General features: G+C 57.3%; 18 protein-coding genes. 9 read left to right on the top strand and 9 right to left on the bottom strand.

Annotation, left to right across the window (positions count from 1 at the left end):
• Nucleotide 1: 1 nt before the first annotated feature.
• The 5 genes from dnaE to tilS all read left to right on the top strand — a co-directional run bounded on the left by dnaE (nt 2) and on the right by tilS (nt 8,526).
• Nucleotides 2-3,484: a DNA polymerase III subunit alpha gene (dnaE, locus tag RRF55_RS09650; protein WP_032438743.1), complete on the top strand. Its 3,483-nt coding sequence runs from the start codon at nt 2-4 to the stop codon at nt 3,482-3,484.
• A 12-nt stretch (nt 3,485-3,496) separates the two neighbouring features.
• Nucleotides 3,497-4,456 (top strand): acetyl-CoA carboxylase carboxyl transferase subunit alpha, encoded by a 960-nt coding sequence (gene accA, locus RRF55_RS09645; RefSeq protein WP_004145855.1) that lies wholly within the window; start codon nt 3,497-3,499, stop codon nt 4,454-4,456.
• Between the two features lie 113 nt (nt 4,457-4,569).
• Nucleotides 4,570-6,723 carry a lysine decarboxylase LdcC gene (locus tag RRF55_RS09640; RefSeq protein ID WP_002889384.1) on the top strand — a complete coding sequence of 718 codons (2,154 nt, stop codon included), beginning with the start codon at nt 4,570-4,572 and terminating at the stop codon, nt 6,721-6,723.
• Between the two features lie 46 nt (nt 6,724-6,769).
• Nucleotides 6,770-7,159 (top strand): VOC family protein, encoded by a 390-nt coding sequence (locus RRF55_RS09635; RefSeq protein ID WP_002889387.1) that lies wholly within the window; start codon nt 6,770-6,772, stop codon nt 7,157-7,159.
• Between the two features lie 53 nt (nt 7,160-7,212).
• On the top strand, nt 7,213-8,526 hold the full coding sequence (gene tilS, locus RRF55_RS09630; RefSeq protein ID WP_032414545.1) for a tRNA lysidine(34) synthetase TilS: 1,314 nt from the start codon (nt 7,213-7,215) through the stop codon (nt 8,524-8,526).
• A gap of 13 nt (nt 8,527-8,539) precedes the next feature.
• On the opposite strand, the gene rof is transcribed toward tilS, so the two are convergent.
• The gene (rof, locus tag RRF55_RS09625) at nt 8,540-8,800 is read right to left on the bottom strand and encodes a Rho-binding antiterminator (RefSeq protein WP_002889424.1); all 261 of its coding nucleotides are present in this window, start codon (nt 8,798-8,800) and stop codon (nt 8,540-8,542) included.
• Nucleotides 8,787-8,987, bottom strand: coding sequence for a YaeP family protein (locus tag RRF55_RS09620; RefSeq protein ID WP_002889429.1), 201 nt, complete (start codon nt 8,985-8,987; stop codon nt 8,787-8,789). Before RRF55_RS09620 ends, rof begins: the two co-directional genes overlap by 14 nt.
• A gap of 196 nt (nt 8,988-9,183) precedes the next feature.
• Between RRF55_RS09620 and RRF55_RS09615 the strand changes: the two genes are divergently transcribed.
• The 3 genes from RRF55_RS09615 to nlpE are packed head-to-tail and all read left to right on the top strand — an operon-like array spanning nt 9,184 to nt 10,880.
• Nucleotides 9,184-9,729, top strand: a complete 546-nt coding sequence (locus RRF55_RS09615; protein ID WP_002889431.1) for a YaeQ family protein — start codon at nt 9,184-9,186, stop codon at nt 9,727-9,729.
• Nucleotides 9,726-10,139, top strand: coding sequence for an alternative ribosome rescue aminoacyl-tRNA hydrolase ArfB (arfB, locus tag RRF55_RS09610; protein ID WP_002889433.1), 414 nt, complete (start codon nt 9,726-9,728; stop codon nt 10,137-10,139). Before RRF55_RS09615 ends, arfB begins: the two co-directional genes overlap by 4 nt.
• Nucleotides 10,140-10,181: 42 nt before the next feature.
• The gene (nlpE, locus tag RRF55_RS09605; protein ID WP_085354199.1) at nt 10,182-10,880 is read left to right on the top strand and encodes an envelope stress response activation lipoprotein NlpE; all 699 of its coding nucleotides are present in this window, start codon (nt 10,182-10,184) and stop codon (nt 10,878-10,880) included.
• A 131-nt stretch (nt 10,881-11,011) separates the two neighbouring features.
• Here nlpE and RRF55_RS09600 read toward each other — a convergent pair whose 3' ends face one another.
• The 7 genes from RRF55_RS09600 to metN all read right to left on the bottom strand — a co-directional run bounded on the left by RRF55_RS09600 (nt 11,012) and on the right by metN (nt 17,499).
• Nucleotides 11,012-11,854 carry a YaeF family permuted papain-like enzyme gene (locus RRF55_RS09600; RefSeq protein WP_004212714.1) on the bottom strand — a complete coding sequence of 281 codons (843 nt, stop codon included), beginning with the start codon at nt 11,852-11,854 and terminating at the stop codon, nt 11,012-11,014.
• Nucleotides 11,855-11,912: 58 nt separating this feature from the next.
• Nucleotides 11,913-13,631, bottom strand: coding sequence for a proline--tRNA ligase (gene proS, locus RRF55_RS09595; protein ID WP_004151928.1), 1,719 nt, complete (start codon nt 13,629-13,631; stop codon nt 11,913-11,915).
• 112 nt (nt 13,632-13,743) lie between these two features.
• Nucleotides 13,744-14,451 (bottom strand): tRNA (N6-threonylcarbamoyladenosine(37)-N6)-methyltransferase TrmO, encoded by a 708-nt coding sequence (gene tsaA / locus RRF55_RS09590; protein ID WP_032414548.1) that lies wholly within the window; start codon nt 14,449-14,451, stop codon nt 13,744-13,746.
• Entirely contained in the window at nt 14,448-14,855 is a 408-nt protein-coding gene (gene rcsF, locus RRF55_RS09585; RefSeq protein WP_002889443.1) for an Rcs stress response system protein RcsF, read from the bottom strand. The genes tsaA and rcsF overlap by 4 nt, the downstream gene beginning before the upstream one ends.
• Nucleotides 14,856-14,962: 107 nt before the next feature.
• A complete protein-coding gene (gene metQ, locus RRF55_RS09580; RefSeq protein ID WP_002889445.1) occupies nt 14,963-15,778 on the bottom strand; it encodes a methionine ABC transporter substrate-binding lipoprotein MetQ in 816 nt (271 codons plus the stop codon).
• A gap of 43 nt (nt 15,779-15,821) precedes the next feature.
• Nucleotides 15,822-16,475 (bottom strand): methionine ABC transporter permease MetI, encoded by a 654-nt coding sequence (locus RRF55_RS09575; protein WP_002889448.1) that lies wholly within the window; start codon nt 16,473-16,475, stop codon nt 15,822-15,824.
• The gene (metN, locus tag RRF55_RS09570; RefSeq protein WP_002889450.1) at nt 16,468-17,499 is read right to left on the bottom strand and encodes a methionine ABC transporter ATP-binding protein MetN; all 1,032 of its coding nucleotides are present in this window, start codon (nt 17,497-17,499) and stop codon (nt 16,468-16,470) included. Before metN ends, RRF55_RS09575 begins: the two co-directional genes overlap by 8 nt.
• Before the next feature lie 188 nt (nt 17,500-17,687).
• Here metN and gmhB point away from each other — a divergent pair, with 188 nt between their 5' ends.
• A complete protein-coding gene (gene gmhB / locus RRF55_RS09565) occupies nt 17,688-18,254 on the top strand; it encodes a D-glycero-beta-D-manno-heptose 1,7-bisphosphate 7-phosphatase (RefSeq protein WP_002889452.1) in 567 nt (188 codons plus the stop codon).
• Nucleotides 18,255-18,531: the final 277 nt, after the last annotated feature.

Raw genomic sequence — 18,531 nt, 5'->3', positions numbered from 1 at the left:
GATGGCTGAACCACGTTTCGTACACCTGCGGGTGCACAGCGACTATTCCATGATCGATGGGCTGGCGAAGACCGGGCCGCTGGTGAAGAAGGCGGCCTCGCTTGGCATGCCAGCGCTGGCGATCACTGATTTCACTAACCTGTGTGGGCTGGTGAAGTTCTACGGGACGGGACACGGCGCGGGGATTAAGCCGATCGTCGGCGCCGACTTTCACGTGCAGTGCGACCTGCTCGGCGATGAGTTTACCGAACTGACGGTGCTGGCGGCGAATAACACCGGCTACCAGAACCTGACGCTGCTGATTTCCCGTGCCTATCAGCGCGGCTACGGCGCCCTGGGGCCGTGGATCGATCGCGACTGGCTGGTGGAACATCAGGAAGGGCTGATTCTGCTCTCCGGCGGCCGTAAAGGTGACGTCGGCGTCAGCCTGATCCGCGGCAATATGCCGCTGGTGGAACAGTGCGTCGCTTTCTATGAAGAGCATTTCCCTGACCGCTATTTTCTGGAGCTGATCCGTACCGGTCGTCAGGATGAAGAGAGCTATCTCCATGCCGCCGTGGCGCTGGCGGAAGCGCGCGGCCTGCCGGTGGTGGCGACCAACGATGTCCGCTTCCTTGAAACCGGCGACTTCGACGCCCACGAAATCCGCGTCGCCATTCACGACGGCTTCACGCTCGACGATCCGAAACGGCCGCGTAACTACTCGCCGCAGCAATATATGCGCAGTGAGGAGGAGATGTGCGAGCTGTTCGCCGACATCCCGGAAGCGCTGGCAAACAGCGTAGAAATCGCCAAGCGCTGCAACGTCACCGTGCGGCTTGGCGAATATTTCCTGCCGCAGTTCCCGACGGGCGATATGACCACCGAAGATTTCCTGGTCATGAAATCGAAAGAGGGTCTGGAAGAGCGTCTGGCGTTTCTGTTTCCGGATCCGGAAGAGCGCGCAAAGCGTCGACCGGAGTACGACGAACGTCTGGACATCGAGCTGCAGGTTATCAACCAGATGGGCTTCCCGGGCTACTTCCTGATCGTGATGGAGTTTATCCAGTGGTCGAAGGATAACGGCGTGCCGGTAGGCCCGGGCCGCGGTTCCGGCGCCGGTTCTCTGGTGGCCTACGCGCTGAAGATAACCGATCTTGACCCGCTGGAGTTCGACCTGCTGTTCGAACGTTTCCTTAACCCGGAGCGTGTCTCGATGCCCGACTTCGACGTCGACTTCTGCATGGAGAAACGCGACCAGGTTATCGAGCACGTGGCGGACATGTACGGCCGCGATGCGGTATCGCAGATCATTACCTTCGGTACCATGGCGGCGAAAGCGGTTATCCGCGACGTGGGTCGCGTACTGGGTCACCCGTACGGCTTTGTCGACCGTATCTCTAAGCTGGTGCCGCCCGATCCGGGCATGACGCTGGCGAAAGCCTTTGAGGCCGAACCGCAGCTGCCGGAGATCTACGAAGCGGACGAAGAAGTTAAAGCGCTTATAGACATGGCGCGTAAGCTGGAAGGGGTGACGCGAAACGCCGGTAAACACGCCGGTGGGGTGGTTATCGCTCCGACTAAAATCACTGACTTCGCGCCGCTGTATTGCGATGAACAGGGGCTGCATCCGGTCACCCAGTTTGATAAGAACGACGTGGAATACGCCGGGCTGGTGAAGTTCGACTTCCTCGGTTTGCGTACGCTCACTATCATTAACTGGGCGCTGGAGATGATTAACAAGCGCCGTGAGAAGAACGGCGAAGGGCCGCTGGATATCGCCGCTATCCCGCTGGATGACAAGAAAAGCTTTGACATGCTGCAGCGCTCGGAAACCACTGCGGTGTTCCAGCTTGAATCGCGCGGCATGAAAGATCTGATTAAGCGCCTGCAGCCGGACTGCTTCGAAGATATGATCGCGCTGGTGGCCCTGTTCCGCCCGGGCCCGCTGCAGTCGGGGATGGTAGATAACTTTATCGACCGTAAGCATGGCCGCGAGGAGATCTCTTATCCGGACGTGCAGTGGCAGCATGAAAGCCTGAAACCGGTGCTGGAGCCAACCTACGGCATCATCCTGTATCAGGAACAGGTCATGCAGATTGCCCAGGTGCTGTCCGGATACACCCTCGGCGGCGCGGACATGCTGCGTCGTGCGATGGGTAAGAAAAAGCCGGAGGAGATGGCCAAGCAGCGTTCTATCTTTGAGGATGGGGCGAAGAAAAACGGCATTGACGGCGAACTGGCGATGAAAATCTTCGACCTGGTGGAGAAATTCGCCGGTTACGGATTTAACAAATCGCACTCCGCCGCCTACGCGTTGGTCTCCTACCAGACGCTGTGGCTTAAGGCGCACTACCCGGCCGAGTTTATGGCGGCGGTGATGACCGCCGATATGGACAACACCGAGAAAGTGGTTGGCCTGGTGGATGAGTGCTGGCGAATGGGGCTAAAAATCCTGCCCCCGGATATTAACTCCGGCCTGTACCATTTCCACGTCAACGACGATGGCGAGATCGTCTACGGCATTGGCGCCATCAAGGGCGTCGGCGAAGGACCGATCGAAGCGATTATTGAGGCGCGCAACAATGGCGGCTATTTCCGCGAGCTGTTCGACCTCTGCGCGCGAACCGATATTAAAAAGCTCAACCGTCGGGTGCTGGAAAAGCTGATTATGTCCGGGGCGTTCGATCGTCTCGGCCCACATCGCGCGGCGCTGATGAATTCGCTGGGCGATGCGTTGAAAGCCGCTGACCAGCACGCGAAAGCCGAGGCCATCGGCCAGGCTGATATGTTCGGCGTGCTGGCGGAAGAGCCCGAGCAAATTGAGCAATCCTACGCCAGCTGCCAGCCATGGCCTGAGCAGGTGGTGCTGGATGGTGAAAGGGAGACCCTGGGGCTATACCTCACCGGACACCCGATTAACCAGTATCTGAAGGAGATTGAGCGCTACGTCGGCGGCGTGAGGCTCAAAGACATGCATCCGACCGAACGTGGGAAAGTCACCACGGCGGCGGGGCTGGTGATTGCGGCGCGGGTAATGGTCACCAAGCGCGGCAATCGTATCGGCATCTGTACCCTGGATGACCGTTCCGGGCGGCTGGAAGTGATGTTATTCACCGACGCGCTGGATAAATATCAGCAGTTGCTGGAAAAAGACCGCATACTTATCGTCAGCGGACAGGTCAGCTTTGATGACTTTAGCGGGGGGCTTAAAATGACCGCCCGTGAAGTCATGGACATTGACGAAGCCCGGGAAAAATATGCTCGCGGGCTTGCTATCTCGCTGACGGACAGGCAAATTGATGACCAGCTTTTAAACCGACTCCGTCAGTCTCTGGAACCCCACCGTTCGGGAACCATTCCAGTGCACCTCTACTATCAGAGGGCGGATGCACGCGCGCGGTTGCGTTTCGGCGCAACATGGCGCGTCTCTCCGAGCGATCGTTTACTTAACGATCTGCGGGGCCTTATCGGCTCGGAGCAGGTGGAACTGGAGTTTGACTAATACAGGAATACTATGAGTCTGAATTTCCTAGATTTTGAACAGCCGATTGCAGAGCTGGAAGCGAAAATCGATTCCCTGACTGCGGTAAGCCGTCAGGATGAGAAACTGGATATTAACATCGACGAAGAAGTGCATCGTCTGCGTGAGAAAAGCGTAGAGCTGACGCGCAAAATCTTCGCCGATCTCGGTGCATGGCAGGTTGCGCAACTGGCGCGCCACCCGCGCCGTCCTTACACCCTGGATTATGTCCGCCTGGCGTTCGACGAATTTGACGAACTGGCCGGTGACCGCGCCTTCGCTGACGATAAAGCGATTGTCGGCGGTATCGCGCGTCTTGACGGTCGTCCGGTGATGATCATCGGCCACCAGAAAGGTCGTGAAACCAAAGAGAAAATTCGCCGCAACTTTGGGATGCCGGCGCCGGAAGGCTACCGCAAAGCGCTACGCCTGATGGAGATGGCTGAGCGGTTTAAAATGCCGATCATCACCTTTATCGACACCCCGGGCGCCTACCCGGGCGTCGGCGCGGAAGAGCGTGGCCAGTCGGAAGCGATCGCCCGCAACCTGCGTGAGATGTCGCGTCTTAGCGTGCCGGTTATCTGCACCGTAATCGGTGAAGGCGGCTCCGGCGGCGCGCTGGCGATCGGCGTGGGCGACAAGGTCAACATGCTTCAGTACAGCACCTATTCGGTCATTTCGCCGGAAGGCTGCGCCTCCATTCTGTGGAAGAGCGCGGATAAAGCGCCGCTGGCTGCGGAAGCAATGGGCATTATCGCCCCGCGTCTGAAAGAGCTGAAGCTGATCGATTCTATCGTTCCGGAACCGCTGGGCGGCGCTCACCGCAACCCGGAAGCGATGGCAGCGAGCCTGAAGGCGCAGCTGCTGGCAGACCTGGCAGACCTCGATCTGCTCAGCGAAGAAGAGCTGCTGAACCGCCGTTATCAGCGTCTGATGAGCTACGGTTACGCTTAACTTTTTCGTCAGGACTAAACACTAAGGGCCGGATTTTCCGGCCCTTTTTTTATGTGCGGTGCGCCCGGGGGATTGCTATGATGCTTGACTTAGGTGAATACCAGGAGGAAAGCGTGAATATCATCGCCATCATGGGGCCTCACGGCGTCTACCATAAAGACGAGCCGATCAAAGAACTGGAAGCGGCGCTGCAGCGCCAGGGCTTCCAGACCATCTGGCCGCAAAACAGCGCCGACCTGCTGCAGTTTATCGAGCACAACCCGCGCATCTGCGGGGTGATCTTCGACTGGGATGAATACAGCGTCGATCTGTGCAGCGATATCAATCAGCTCAATGAATACCTTCCTCTGTACGCTTTCATTAACGCCCACTCGACGATGGATGTCAGCAGTCAGGATTTGCGCATGACGCTGTGGTTCTTCGAATATGCGCTGGGACTCTCCGAAGAGATCGCCACCCGCATTGGGCAGTACACCCGCGAGTACCTGGAGAATATCACTCCGCCGTTTACCCGCGCGCTGTTCAACTATGTCCAGGAGGGAAAATATACCTTCTGTACGCCGGGCCATATGGGCGGCAGCGCCTATCAGAAAAGCCCGGTGGGCTGCCTGTTCTATGATTTTTTTGGCGGGAATACGCTGAAGGCGGATGTCTCGATTTCGGTCACCGAGCTGGGCTCCCTGCTGGATCATACCGGCCCGCACCTGGAGGCGGAGGAGTATATCGCGCGCGCCTTTGGCGCCGAGCAAAGCTATATGGTGACCAACGGCACCTCGACGTCCAATAAAATTGTCGGCATGTACTCGGCGCCCGCCGGCAGCACCCTGCTGATTGACCGTAACTGTCACAAATCGCTGGCCCACCTGCTGATGATGAGCGATGTGGTTCCCCTGTGGCTGAAGCCGACCCGCAACGCGCTGGGGATCCTCGGCGGTATCCCCCGGCGCGAATTTACCCGCGACAGCATTCAGCAGAAAGTGCGCGACACGGGCGGGGCGCAGTGGCCCGTGCATGCGGTGATCACCAACTCCACCTACGATGGTCTGCTCTATAACACCACCTGGCTTAAGGAGACGCTCGATGTCCCGTCGATCCATTTCGATTCCGCCTGGGTGCCCTATACCCATTTCCATCCGATATATCAGGGGAAAAGCGGTATGAGCGGGGAGCGGATCCCCGGGAAAGTCATCTTCGAGACGCAGTCGACGCATAAGATGCTGGCCGCGCTGTCGCAGGCCTCGCTGATCCACATTAAAGGCAATTATGATGAAGAGACCTTTAACGAAGCCTTTATGATGCATACCTCTACGTCGCCGAGCTACCCCATCGTCGCGTCGATTGAGACCGCGGCGGCGATGCTGCGCGGCAACTCCGGTAAACGTCTGATCCAGCGCTCCATTGAGCGGGCGCTGGACTTCCGCAAAGAGGTGCAGCGACTGCGCGAGGAGTCGGACGGCTGGTTCTTTGATATCTGGCAGCCGGAAGCCGTAGATAAAGCCGAGTGCTGGCCGGTAGCGCCGGGCGAGGACTGGCACGGTTTCAAAGATGCCGATGCGGATCATATGTATCTCGATCCGGTGAAGGTCACCATTCTGACGCCGGGCATGGACGAGCAGGGGAATATGGATGAAGAGGGGATCCCGGCGGCGCTGGTGGCGAAGTTCCTCGACGAGCGGGGCGTGGTGGTAGAGAAAACAGGCCCCTACAATCTGCTGTTCCTGTTCAGTATCGGCATCGATAAAACCCGGGCGATGGGGCTGCTGCGCGGCCTGACCGAGTTTAAACGCGCCTACGATCTCAATCTGCGGGTGAAAAATATGCTGCCGGATCTGTACGCCGAAGATCCCGACTTCTACCGCAACATGCGGATCCAGGATCTGGCGCAGGGGATCCACCGCTTGATCCGTCAGCATCAGCTGCCGCAGCTGATGCTCAGCGCCTTTGACGTCCTGCCGGAAATGAAAATGACGCCGCATCACGCCTGGCAGCGCCAGATCAAGGGGGAGGTGGAAACTATTGAACTGGAGAACCTGGTGGGGCGGATTTCGGCCAACATGATCCTCCCTTATCCGCCGGGGGTTCCGCTGCTGATGCCGGGAGAGATGATCACCGAGGAAAGCCGGGCGGTGCTCGATTTTCTGCTGATGCTTTGCTCTATCGGCCGTCATTACCCGGGCTTTGAGACCGATATTCACGGCGCCAAGCGCGATGAGGACGGTGTGTATCGGGTACGAGTCTTAAAAAATGACGAAAGGCTTGCGCGTTAACGGCGCGCACGAGTAACGTGGCTGGCTTAACAGAAGGAGTTTAACCATGCTGGGTTTGAAACGGGTTCACCATATTGCCATCATTGCGACCGACTACGCCCGCAGTAAAGCGTTCTATTGCGATATTCTGGGGTTTACGCTGCAAAGTGAGTTTTATCGCGCCGAGCGCGATTCCTGGAAAGGCGATCTGGCGCTCAACGGCGAGTATGTGATTGAGTTGTTCTCGTTCCCGTTTCCGCCAGCCCGCCCCAGTCGTCCGGAAGCCTGCGGGCTGCGTCATCTGGCCTTTAGCGTGGATGATATCGACGCCGCGGTAGCCCATCTCACCGCGCATGGCGTGGAGTGCGAAGCGATTCGTGTCGATCCCTTTACCGGTAAACGCTTTACCTTCTTTAGCGATCCGGACGACCTGCCGCTGGAAATATATCAGCAGTAAATCTTGCCAGCGCGGCCCTGGCCCGGTAACGTGCCGGGCCATCACTTCTCGGTATGTTCGTGGATATGACGGCTGATATTGCGCATACGCTTCATCCCCATCGCCAGCTGCTGGTGGCCTTCAGCGGCGGTCTGGACTCGACGGTTCTTCTGCATCAGCTGGTGCTGCTGCGGGAACAGGATCCCTCGCTGACGCTGCGGGCGGTGCATGTTCACCACGGCCTTAGCGCCCACGCAGACGACTGGGTGGCGCATTGTCGGCAGATTTGCCAGCAGTGGCAGGTGCCGCTGGTGGTGCATCGCGTGACGTTAGCCCGGGGAGGGCTGGGCGTCGAGGCCCACGCTCGTGCGGCGCGCTATCAGGCCTTTCAGGATACGCTCAATGCCGGCGAGGTGTTAGTGACCGCCCAGCACCAGGACGATCAGTGCGAAACCCTGCTGCTGGCGTTAAAACGCGGCAGCGGTCCTACCGGCCTGTCGGCGATGGCGCCATCCTCTGCCTTTGCCGGCAGTCGACTACTGCGTCCTCTCCTCAATGAAACCCGCGAATCACTACGCCAGTGGGCGCTCGCCCATCAGCTGTCGTGGATCGAAGATGAGAGTAATCAGGATGATACCTATGACCGCAATTTCCTGCGCCTGCGGGTGATCCCGGTGCTGCGCGAGCGTTGGCCGCACTTTAGCGAGGCCGTCGCCCGCAGCGCCAGCCTGTGCGCCGAGCAGGAACAACTGCTGGACGAGATGTTGGCGGCGGAGCTGGCGTCGCTGGTGGCCGAAGATGGCTCGCTGGCTATCGCGCCGCTGGCGACGATGAGTCCGCCGCGCCGAGCGGCGCTGCTGCGTCGCTGGCTCGCCGGGCAGCAGGCGCCGATGCCCGCCCGCGAGGTGCCTGAGCGCCTCTGGCACGAGGTGGCGCTGGCGCGGGAAGATGCCAGCCCCTGTCTGCGGCTGGGGGAATTTACCGTCCGCCGTTTTCAACAGCGTTTGTACTGGGTGAAGTATCTTCCCGGTCAGACGGACAGCGTTCAGCGCTGGCCCGACTGGCGCCAGCCGCTGCGGCTGGCGGACGGTCTCGGCGAGCTGACGCTGCAGCCCGACGGCAGGCTGCGCCCGCCGTCGGCGGATGAGCCGGTCACCGTCCGCTTTCGCGCCAGCGGCCACCTGCATATTGTCGGGCGCCATGGCGGACGCAAGCTTAAGAAGCTCTGGCAGGAGCTGGGCGTTGCTCCGTGGCGACGAGACACCACGCCGCTGCTTTTTTACGGCGAAACGCCGATTGCCGCAGCGGACGATCTGTTTGTGACCACAGAAGGTGAAGTGAAGGACGGGGAAGGGGTCAGGCTGATGTGGAGGAAAACGGGCGATTAAGCCCGTTTTTGATTCAGGATTCGCTCACCACCACGGTGCCGATTTCCGGGTGACTGAAGCTGGCGATTTTATCCAGGCGCAGCTCGCGGACGTTGCCGGCGAGTTCGACCACCAGATACTCGATATTTTTTCGCGAGATAAGATCGCTGGCCTTTGCCTGCAGCTGTTCGCCATCCTTCAGCGCCAGCGTCAGCACCAGGTGATGCTGGCAGGCCAGCTCCAGGTTGTCGTAATCATCGCAGTTAATGGGTTGATAAGTATCATTCATTGACATAATCGCTCACCAGTAAGTTTGCTGCCGCATAAGCGGCCTTTTCCCTGACTGACTCCGAAAGGGCCTCATCCGCCGCAATCTCATTCAATACTTTCAACACGCAACCCAGCGCATCCGGGATATACCCTAAGTCTCCGCTGGCTATTTCCGCATACCGCTTGCGTATTAACTCACAATAGTGGTCCACATGCCCTCCTGTCAGCGTTCTGACTCAACCGTGGGATGCAAGTTTAAGCCTACGAAGATAAACTCTGTTTAGCAAGGGAACTATATCATAGTCATTTAAGCAATTTCAGCAGGATGAAACAGGTTGCTGCGATTGACGACAGCCTTTTGCCGCCAGTTTCGCTACAATGTACGCCATTCTTTTCAGGAGTTTATTCATGGCGCTGAAAGCGACTATATATAAAGCTGCGGTAAATGTAGCCGATCTGGATCGCAACCAGTTTCTGGATGCTAACCTGACGCTGGCTCAGCATCCGTCAGAAACCCAGGAGCGCATGATGCTGCGCCTGCTGGCATGGATCAAATATGCCGATGAACGGCTACAGTTTACCCGCGGTCTGTCGTCGGACGACGAGCCGGAGCTGTGGCTGCTTAACGATCATCTCGGGGTCGATCTGTGGATCGAACTGGGTCTGCCGGATGAGCGGCGGATTAAGAAAGCCTGCTCACGGGCGCAGGCGGTGGCGCTGTTTGCTTATAATAGCCGGGCAGCTGAAATCTGGTGGCAGCAGAATCAGAGCAAGCTTGCGGCGTACCCGAAGCTGACCATCTGGTATCTTGATGATGCGCAACTGGCACTGCTTAGCGCCTTTGCCGACCGTACCATGACGCTGCAGGCCACTCTGCAGGAGGGCAGTATCTGGTTATCCGACGCTCGGAATAATCTGGAAATTCAGCTTACCGCCTGGCAAGCGTCGGCATGATTACTATTAGCCGCAGCGTAGCCCTCGCCGACGACGAGATCGTCTTGTCAGGCATTCGCGCCCAGGGAGCAGGGGGGCAGCATGTGAACAAAGCGTCGACGGCGATCCATCTGCGCTTTGATATTAAAGCTTCAAGCCTGCCGGAGTTTTACAAAGAGCGCCTGCTCGCCGCCAGCCACCACTTAATTTCTGCTGACGGTGTGGTTATCATTAAGGCTCAGGAATACCGCAGCCAGGAGATGAACCGTGAAGCGGCGATCGCCCGGCTGGTGGCCCTTATTAAAGAATTAACCGCAGTGCAAAAAAGTCGCCGGGAGACGCGACCGACTCGGGCATCGAAAGAGCGACGCCTTGCTTCCAAGGCACAGAAGTCCTCAGTCAAGGCGCTGCGTGGGAAAGTTCGCCAGTGAAGGCGTCGGCGAACGGGTGAAATGGATGATAAGGAAAGCAAAGTGAAGAAAATCGTATTCTCCGTGATAGCGGCCTGTTCGCTGTTCGCGCTGTTTGGTTGTAACCATCGCGCCGAGACTGACACGGTCCAGCCAGCGGCGATGGAAGAGCTCAAGCCGATGCAGCAAAGCTGGCGAGGCGTGCTGCCTTGCGCGGATTGCGAAGGTATCGACACCTCGCTGTTCCTGGAAAAAGACGGGACCTGGGTGATGAATGAGCACTACCAGGACGCCCGTCGTGAGCCGTCATCCTTTGCCTCGTACGGCACCTGGGCACGTACCGCGGATAAGCTGGTGCTGACCAACAGCAAGGGCGAGAAATCTTACTTTCGCGCGAAAGGCGACAAGCTGGAGATGCTCGACCGCAACGGAAGCCCCATTCAGTCTCCTCTCAACTATACCCTGGAGCCAGTGAAGGCCAGCCTGCCGACGACGCCGATGGCGATGCGCGGCATGTATTTCTATATGGCCGATGCGGCAACCTTTACCGATTGTGCGACCGGTAAACGCGTCGCGGTGGCGAACAATGCCCAGCTTGAACGGGATTATGCCGCCGCGCGCGGGACCGATACTCGCCCGGTACTGCTGGTGGTAGAAGGGCACTTTACTCTCGAGGCGAACCCGGATACCGGCGAGATGATGAAAACGCTGATGACGGATCAAGCCGGCAAATTTATTCCCGGTAAAGACTGCAGCCATTGATTGTCAGGCCCCTGTCCGGGTAACGGGCAGGGGATGATCCCGCGCAGTACCACCTACTTCCTCCTGTTATTAGCCCTGTCACATCAACAGTGAGCGTGGATCTGGCTGGTGGAAAAGCGTCAATCGTTTCTTTACTCCGCACCGTCCTTCGGTTTGTTCAGCCCCACCAGCTTACCGGCCTGAAGATAAACTCCCAGTTTCAAATGCCCGACATACTGGAGCTGCGTTTCGGGTTTAAACGTGGCGACGTCTCCTTCCCGCATGTGCAGCAGATCGGAAGGACTGATCCACGCCGCCTGCGCGAGCGTCAGCGGATGCCCGGCTCGGACAAAGGCCTCGCTGACAAACTCCGAGCAAAACCACGCTTTCTTGTCGCCGCTTGCCGCATCGCCCAGCTGCGCTTTGGCCAGGCCGCTGACGCACTGCTGGCGAAAGTCTCGTGAGAAGGGGTTGAGCGAGCAGAGCGGTTTGGTGACCATATAAGGGATAAACTGAATAATGCCGCGATAGTTATACCCGCTGTCTTTGACCTGCCAGGCAAAACTTTTCATCGCCGTCGCCTGGTCCGGCGTCAGGTCAGGCACCCTGAGAGCAAAGAGTTTATCGCTGTGCGCCAGCGCCTGCTGAAGGGTAATCACTTGTACGCCGGCGCCGGTGGCTTCCGCAACCTGACCTTCGCCAACATACAGCGCGACGTGGCTTACAGAAGAGGCGCTGAAGGCGCGGATCCCAAGCGATGTGACGCCCAGGCTGGAGGAGAACAGCAGGTCGCCGGAGCGCAGGTCGCTTTCGGCGATTTCGCGCAGTCCGCTGCCGGCAATCGAGCTTTGACGCTGGAGGGTAACAGCCCAGGATGATGAATGGTCATCGGCAGCAGATGTGGAAGGCGAGCTGCGGCCGACGTCCAGGGTACAGGCGGTAAGCAGGAGCAGGGCAAAAGTAAGCAGTCCGCTGCGGAGGAGATGTGCAGTCATTGGTACTGTCCTTGTAAAAAAAAGGCCCTGACATCCGTTCAGGGCCCTGAGGTGGGTGTTAGCCTTTTATCGCTTTAACCAGATATTCCACAATATCCCCGGTCTTAATCAGCTGCTTCTCACCGTTGCGACGATACTTGTATTCGATATCATCGTTGTCGAGGTTACGATCGCCCAGCACGATGGTGTGCGGGATACCGATCAGCTCCATATCGGCGAACATCACGCCCGGACGCTCTTTACGATCGTCCATCAGCACTTCAATACCCTGGGCGCTCAGCTCGGCGTACAGTTTCTCTGCCAGCTCCTGCACACGGTAAGACTTGTGCATGTTCATCGGCAGGATCGCCACCTGGAACGGCGCAATCGCATCCGGCCAGACGATACCGCGATCGTCAAAGTTCTGCTCAATCGCCGCCGCTACCACGCGAGTCACCCCGATACCATAGCATCCCATGGTCAGGATCTGGTTACGGCCATCTTCGCCCTGGACCGCGGCTTTCATCGCCTCGGAGTACTTCGTCCCCAGCTGGAAGATATGACCCACTTCGATACCGCGCTTAATAAGCAGGGTACCTTTACCGTCCGGGCTCGGGTCGCCGGCGACGACGTTACGGATGTCGGCCACTTCCGGCGTCGCGACATCGCGGTCCCAGTTGATGCCGAAGTAGTGTTTGCCATCGATATTGGCGCCAGCGGCGAAATCGCTCATCACTGCTACAGTACGGTCGATAATCACCGGTACCGGCATGTTCACCGGGCCCAGGGAGCCCGGACCGGCGTTCACCAGGGCGCGGATCTCTTCTTCGGTGGCGAAGGTCAGCGGGCTGGCGACCTGCGGCAGTTTTTCCGCTTTCACTTCGTTCAGCTCGTGATCGCCGCGCACCAGCAGGGCAACCAGCGGGGAAGCGCTATCTTCAACCGCTTTCACCAGCAGAGTTTTCACGGTTTTTTCGATCGGCAGGTTGAACTGCTCCACCAGCTCGGCGATGGTTTTGGCGTTCGGCGTATCGACCAGGGTCATCTCCTGGGTGGCGGCTGCGCGCGGCTCTTTCGGCGCAACGGCTTCCGCAAACTCGATGTTTGCCGCGTAGTCGGAGCTGTCGGAGAAGATCACATCGTCTTCGCCGCTCTGCGCCAGCACCTGGAATTCATGAGAGGCGCTGCCGCCGATAGAACCGGTGTCAGCCTGTACCGCGCGGAAATCCAGCCCCATACGGCTGAAGATTTTGCTGTAAGCGGCATACATCGCGTCGTAGGTTTCCTGCAGCGATTCCTGCGAAGTATGGAAAGAGTAGGCATCTTTCATCAGGAATTCACGGGAGCGCATCACCCCGAAACGCGGGCGTACTTCGTCGCGGAATTTGGTCTGGATCTGATAGAAGTTCAGCGGCAGCTGTTTATAGGAGTTCAGCTCGTTGCGGATCAGATCGGTAATGACCTCTTCGTGGGTTGGGCCGAGGACGAACGGACGATCGCCGCGATCGGCAATGCGCAACAGTTCCGGGCCGTACTGCTCCCAGCGCCCGCTCTCCTGCCACAGTTCAGATGGCTGAACGACCGGCATTAACACCTCGATCGCACCGGCGTTGTTCATTTCTTCACGCACGATGTTTTCGACTTTTTTCAGGACGCGCACGCCGGTCGGCAGCCAGGTGTATAACCCGGAGGCCAGCTTGCGGATCATCCCGGCGCGCAGCATCAGCTGATGGCTGATTACCTCGGCGTCGGCAGGTGTCTCCTTCAGAGTGGAGAGCAGATATTGGCTAGTACGCATGTTGTAACGGTTCCAGTTAAACGAGCGGAACAGGCTGGTTGCCCAGCCTGAAACAAAAAAAGTGGTTTAGTTTACCAGTGTGGCAAAGATGCCAAAAGAGAGGAAAATAAAATTAGCGCGCTTCGAGGGCAAAGACTTCAAAACCGGAGGCAGTCACCCGCCAGCGGACGTTGAAATCCAGCAGCCAGACGGCATACGTTTTTCCCGCTTGTTCCTCTTTTCGGTAGGCCGGACGCGGATCCTGCGCCAGCACCTCGCGGATAAACGCTTTGATATACGGGTAGCGTTTTTCCAGCGTGAGTAACTGTGCGTCTATTTCCGGCGTAAAGCTGACGTTCATACCCGCCAGCGGCGCCTGCTGTGCATAGCTGGCGCTGGCGTCCGGCAGGGCTTCGGCGAAAGGAAGATACGGTTTGATATCAACCACCGGCGTCCCGTCGACGAGATCGAGGCTGCCGAGTTCCAGTATTACCTGATCTTTCTGACAGCGAATGCCCTTGAGCTCAACGAGCGACATGCCGATGGGATTAGGGCGAAACGTTGAACGGGTGGCGAAGACGCCCATCCGCGCATTGCCGCCCAGTCGGGGAGGTCGCACCGTCGGACGCCAACCGCCTTCCATTGTCTGATGAAACACAAACAGGATCCACAGATGGCTGAAACTCTGCAGGCCACGCACGGCGTCGGCCTGGTTATAGGGCGCGACCAGATGGAGTTCTCCGCCGCCGTGTTTCACCAGGCCTGGCTGGCGAGGAACGGCAAACTTCTCTTTATACGGCGAACGGATGACGCCTATTTGCGCGAACTGAAATGCGCTCATTGCGCCGAGACGTTAAGCGCTGAACCCAGGCAAACGGCCTGACGGTAGCAGCCTGGCGTACCGCTGGTCACTTCGCAGCGGTGAAGCAGGACGGCATTAGCTTTCATACGCGCGGCATTAATTTGCAGGCGCTTGCGCGCGGTGGGGATATTCGGCGGAGAATCCTGATTCGAAGCCTGGCAGGACTCGCCAGATACTTCACCCAGATCGCGGAACGGTTTACCAACCAGCTCTGACGCATCGGTGTAAATACGTACTGGGGCCGGGCGGGTGGCGCGCGGTTTGCTCGGCTCAGATTTAACCGGCGGGGTTGCAGTGCTTTGAGCAGGCTCAACGGGAGATCTGCTTAGCATGGAACAACCGCTTAACATGAGTGCTAACAAACAGATCGGTAAAGCACGCATAGTATTTCCTCAATGAATAAAAAACAGGGCGTTATTGAATCAGGTGCTTGCATAAATGACAAGACGGGCGTGAAGCCCGTCCTGAATGATATTACGGTGAGAAAAGATTACCAGCCTTTCACGGCACCGCCGTTAAAGATCTTGTTCGCTGCTTCGTAAACTTCATCGCTCTGGTAAGCCTGAACGAATTTTTTCACATTCTCAGCATCTTTATTGTCTTCACGCGCCACAATCAGGTTCACGTAAGGAGACTCTTTACCTTCAACAAAGATGCCGTCTTTCGCCGGGGTCAGGCCAATCTGGCTGGCGTAAGTGGTGTTGATAACGGCCAGCGCAATCTGCGCATCGTCCAGGGAACGCGGCAGCTGCGGCGCCTCCAGTTCAACAATCTTCAGGTTTTTCGGGTTCTCGACGATGTCCAGCGAGGTCGGCAGCAGGCCCACGCCGTCTTTCAGTTTAATCAGACCGACCTGCTGCAGCAGCAGCAGGGAACGACCGAGGTTAGTCGGATCGTTAGGGACGGCGATCTGTGAGCCCGGCTGCAGTTCGTCCAGCGATTTGATTTTCTTCGAATAACCCGCGATCGGGTAGACGAAGGTGTTACCGACAGCCACCAGCTTATAGCCGCGGTCTTTAATCTGCTGATCGAGATACGGTTTATGCTGGAAGGCGTTCACGTCGATATCGCCTTTGCTCAGCGCTTCGTTCGGCAGAACGTAATCGTTGAAGGTCACCAGTTCTACGTCAAGGCCATACTTCTCTTTTGCTACTTTCTGTGCAACTTCAGCGACCTGCTGTTCCGCCCCGACGATAACGCCGACTTTAATATGATTCGGATCTTTTTCATCCTGACCGCAACCCACCAGCGCCAGAGAACCGATTAACGCGCCAACTGCCGCAAAAGTTTTGAAATTAAAGGCCATGTTATTTCCTTCCTGTAAGAATGAGTGTTGTCTGCCAATAACGTTATTTGTGAGTCACAGCCCGGACGATGCGATCGCCAGAGAATTGAATTAAATAAACCAGAACAACCAGCAATACCAGTACGGTATTCATCACGGTGGCGTTATATCCAATATAGCCATACTGATAACCAATCTGACCCAGGCCACCGGCGCCCACCGCGCCGCCCATTGCGGAATAACCCACCAGCGTGATGAGCGTGATGGTGGCGGCGTTGACCAGACCCGGCAATGCTTCAGGTAGCAGGACTTTGCGCACGATCTGCAGCGGCGTGGCGCCCATCGCGCGGGAGGCTTCAATAAGGCCGGTGGGGATTTCCAGCAGGGCGTTCTCCACCATGCGGGCGATAAACGGCGCGGCGCCAACTGTTAATGGCACAATCGCTGCCTGCAGGCCGATAGAGGTACCGACGATCACGCGGGTAAACGGAATCATCCAGACCAGCAGGATAATGAACGGGATGGAGCGGAAAATATTCACCAGCGCCGACAGCGTACGGTACAGTTTGGCATTGGCGACGATTTGCCCCGGACGGGTAACGTACAGCAGCACGCCCACCGGCAGGCCGAGGACAAAACCGAAGAAGCCAGAGACAAAAGTCATTGCCAGCGTTTCCCATACGCCGCGCAACAGCAGCCACATCATTGCCTCAGACATAACCCAATACCTCTACTTTTACATGATGTTCCTGCAGCCAGGCGATGGCCGCCTGAGTGTCTTCCTGTGTACCGTGCATTTCGGTGAGCATGATGCCGAACTTCACCCCGCCGGCATAATCCATCTGCGCGCTGATAATGTTGTTATTCACGTTGAAGCGACGCGCGGTTTCAGAGAGCAGCGGCGCATCGACGGAGTGGCCGGTAAATTCCATGCGCAGCATCGGTACGCTATCCGCTGTGGCGGTAGGTTTCAGGCGCGCCTGATAGTCATCCGGAATATCGAGGTGCAGAGTGGACTGAATAAACTGCTGAGCCAGCGGCGTCTTCGGATGGGAGAAGACTTCGCTCACGGTGTCCTGCTCGATCAGTTGACCATTACTAATGACCGCCACGCAGTCGCAGATACGTTTAACCACGTCCATTTCATGGGTGATCAACAGGATGGTCAGTCCCAGGCGACGGTTAATGTCTTTCAGCAGTTCGAGAATGGAACGGGTAGTGGCCGGATCCAGGGCGCTGGTGGCTTCATCGCACAGCAATACTTTAGGATTGCTGGCCAGCGCGCGGGCAATCGCCACGCGCTGTTTCTGGCCGCCGGAGAGGTTGGCCGGGTAGCTGTCGTGCTTATCACCCAGACCGACAAGATCCAGCAGCTCCGTGACACGGCGTTTGATTTCAGCCTGCGGCGTGTTATCCAGCTCCAGGGGTAATGCCACGTTGCCGAAAACGGTCCGCGAGGCCAACAGGTTAAAATGCTGGAAAATCATGCCAATTTGACGGCGAGCGCGGGTTAGCTCTTTCTCCGACAGGGCAGTCAGTTCCTGACCGTCAACCTGTACGCTGCCCTCGGTCGGGCGCTCCAGCAGGTTCACGCAGCGAATCAGCGTACTTTTACCGGCGCCGGAGGCACCGATGACGCCGTAAATCTGTCCGGCAGGGACATGCAGGCTGACGTTATTCAGCGCCTGAATGCTGCGATTCCCCTGCTGGAATACTTTGGTGATATTGGAAAGTTTAATCATCAGTTATTTATTATCGTTTAGCCGTTTGCCGTGGCATTTTCTTCTGCCGTATCCAGGCGATGCCTGGCAATGAAATGGATGTTAAGGCATCCAGACGTCTAAATCAATCTGACTCTTTATAATGAGCACTTTCTTGCATGCGGAAACATGCGATACTAGCGGCACTAGTCTTTTTCAGGAGCAAACCGGTGGCAAAGTCAGTACCCGCAATTTTTCTCGACCGTGACGGCACTATTAATGTCGATCATGGCTACGTCCACGAAATCGACAATTTTGAATTTATCGATGGCGTCATTGACGCGATGCGCGAACTAAAAGAGATGGGCTACGCGCTGGTGCTGGTCACTAACCAGTCCGGTATTGCCCGCGGTAAATTTACCGAAGCCCAGTTTGAAACGCTGACCGAATGGATGGACTGGTCTCTGGCAGACCGCGGCGTCGACCTCGACGGTATCTACTATTGCCCGCATCACCCGCAGGGTGCGGTTGAGGAGTACCGCCAGACCTGTGATTGTCGTAAACCGCATCCGGGGATGCTGATTTCCGCCCGCGACTATCTGCATATCGATATGGCTGCTTCTTATATGGTAGGGGACAAACTGGAAGATATGCAGGCGGCAGCGGCTGCGGATGTCGGGACTAAAGTACTGGTGCGCACCGGTAAGCCCCTGACTGAAGAAGCGGAAAAAGCGGCGGATTGGGTGCTAAATAGCCTGGCTGAGCTGCCGGCGGCGATTAAAAAGCAGCAAAAATAAGCGTTGCGTTTAAAAGATGAGCGGTTGAAATAAAATTGTATTTTTCCGCTTGTCATTCCCGGAGAGCTCCCTATAATGCGCCTCCATCGACACGGCAGATGTGAATCACTTCACACAAACAGCCGGTTCGGTTGCAGAGAAAAATCCTGAAAAACGGGTTGACTCTGAAAGAGGAAAGCGTAATATACGCCACCTCGCGACAGAGCGCTAAAGCGCGTCGCAACTGCTCTTTAACAATTTATCAGACAATCTGTGTGGGCACTCAAAGTGACATGGA

It is taken from the genome of Klebsiella sp. K47 (assembly GCF_051858335.1).
Taxonomy (GTDB): domain Bacteria; phylum Pseudomonadota; class Gammaproteobacteria; order Enterobacterales; family Enterobacteriaceae; genus Klebsiella; species Klebsiella pneumoniae.
This window is presented reverse-complemented; position numbering and strand designations above follow the sequence as displayed.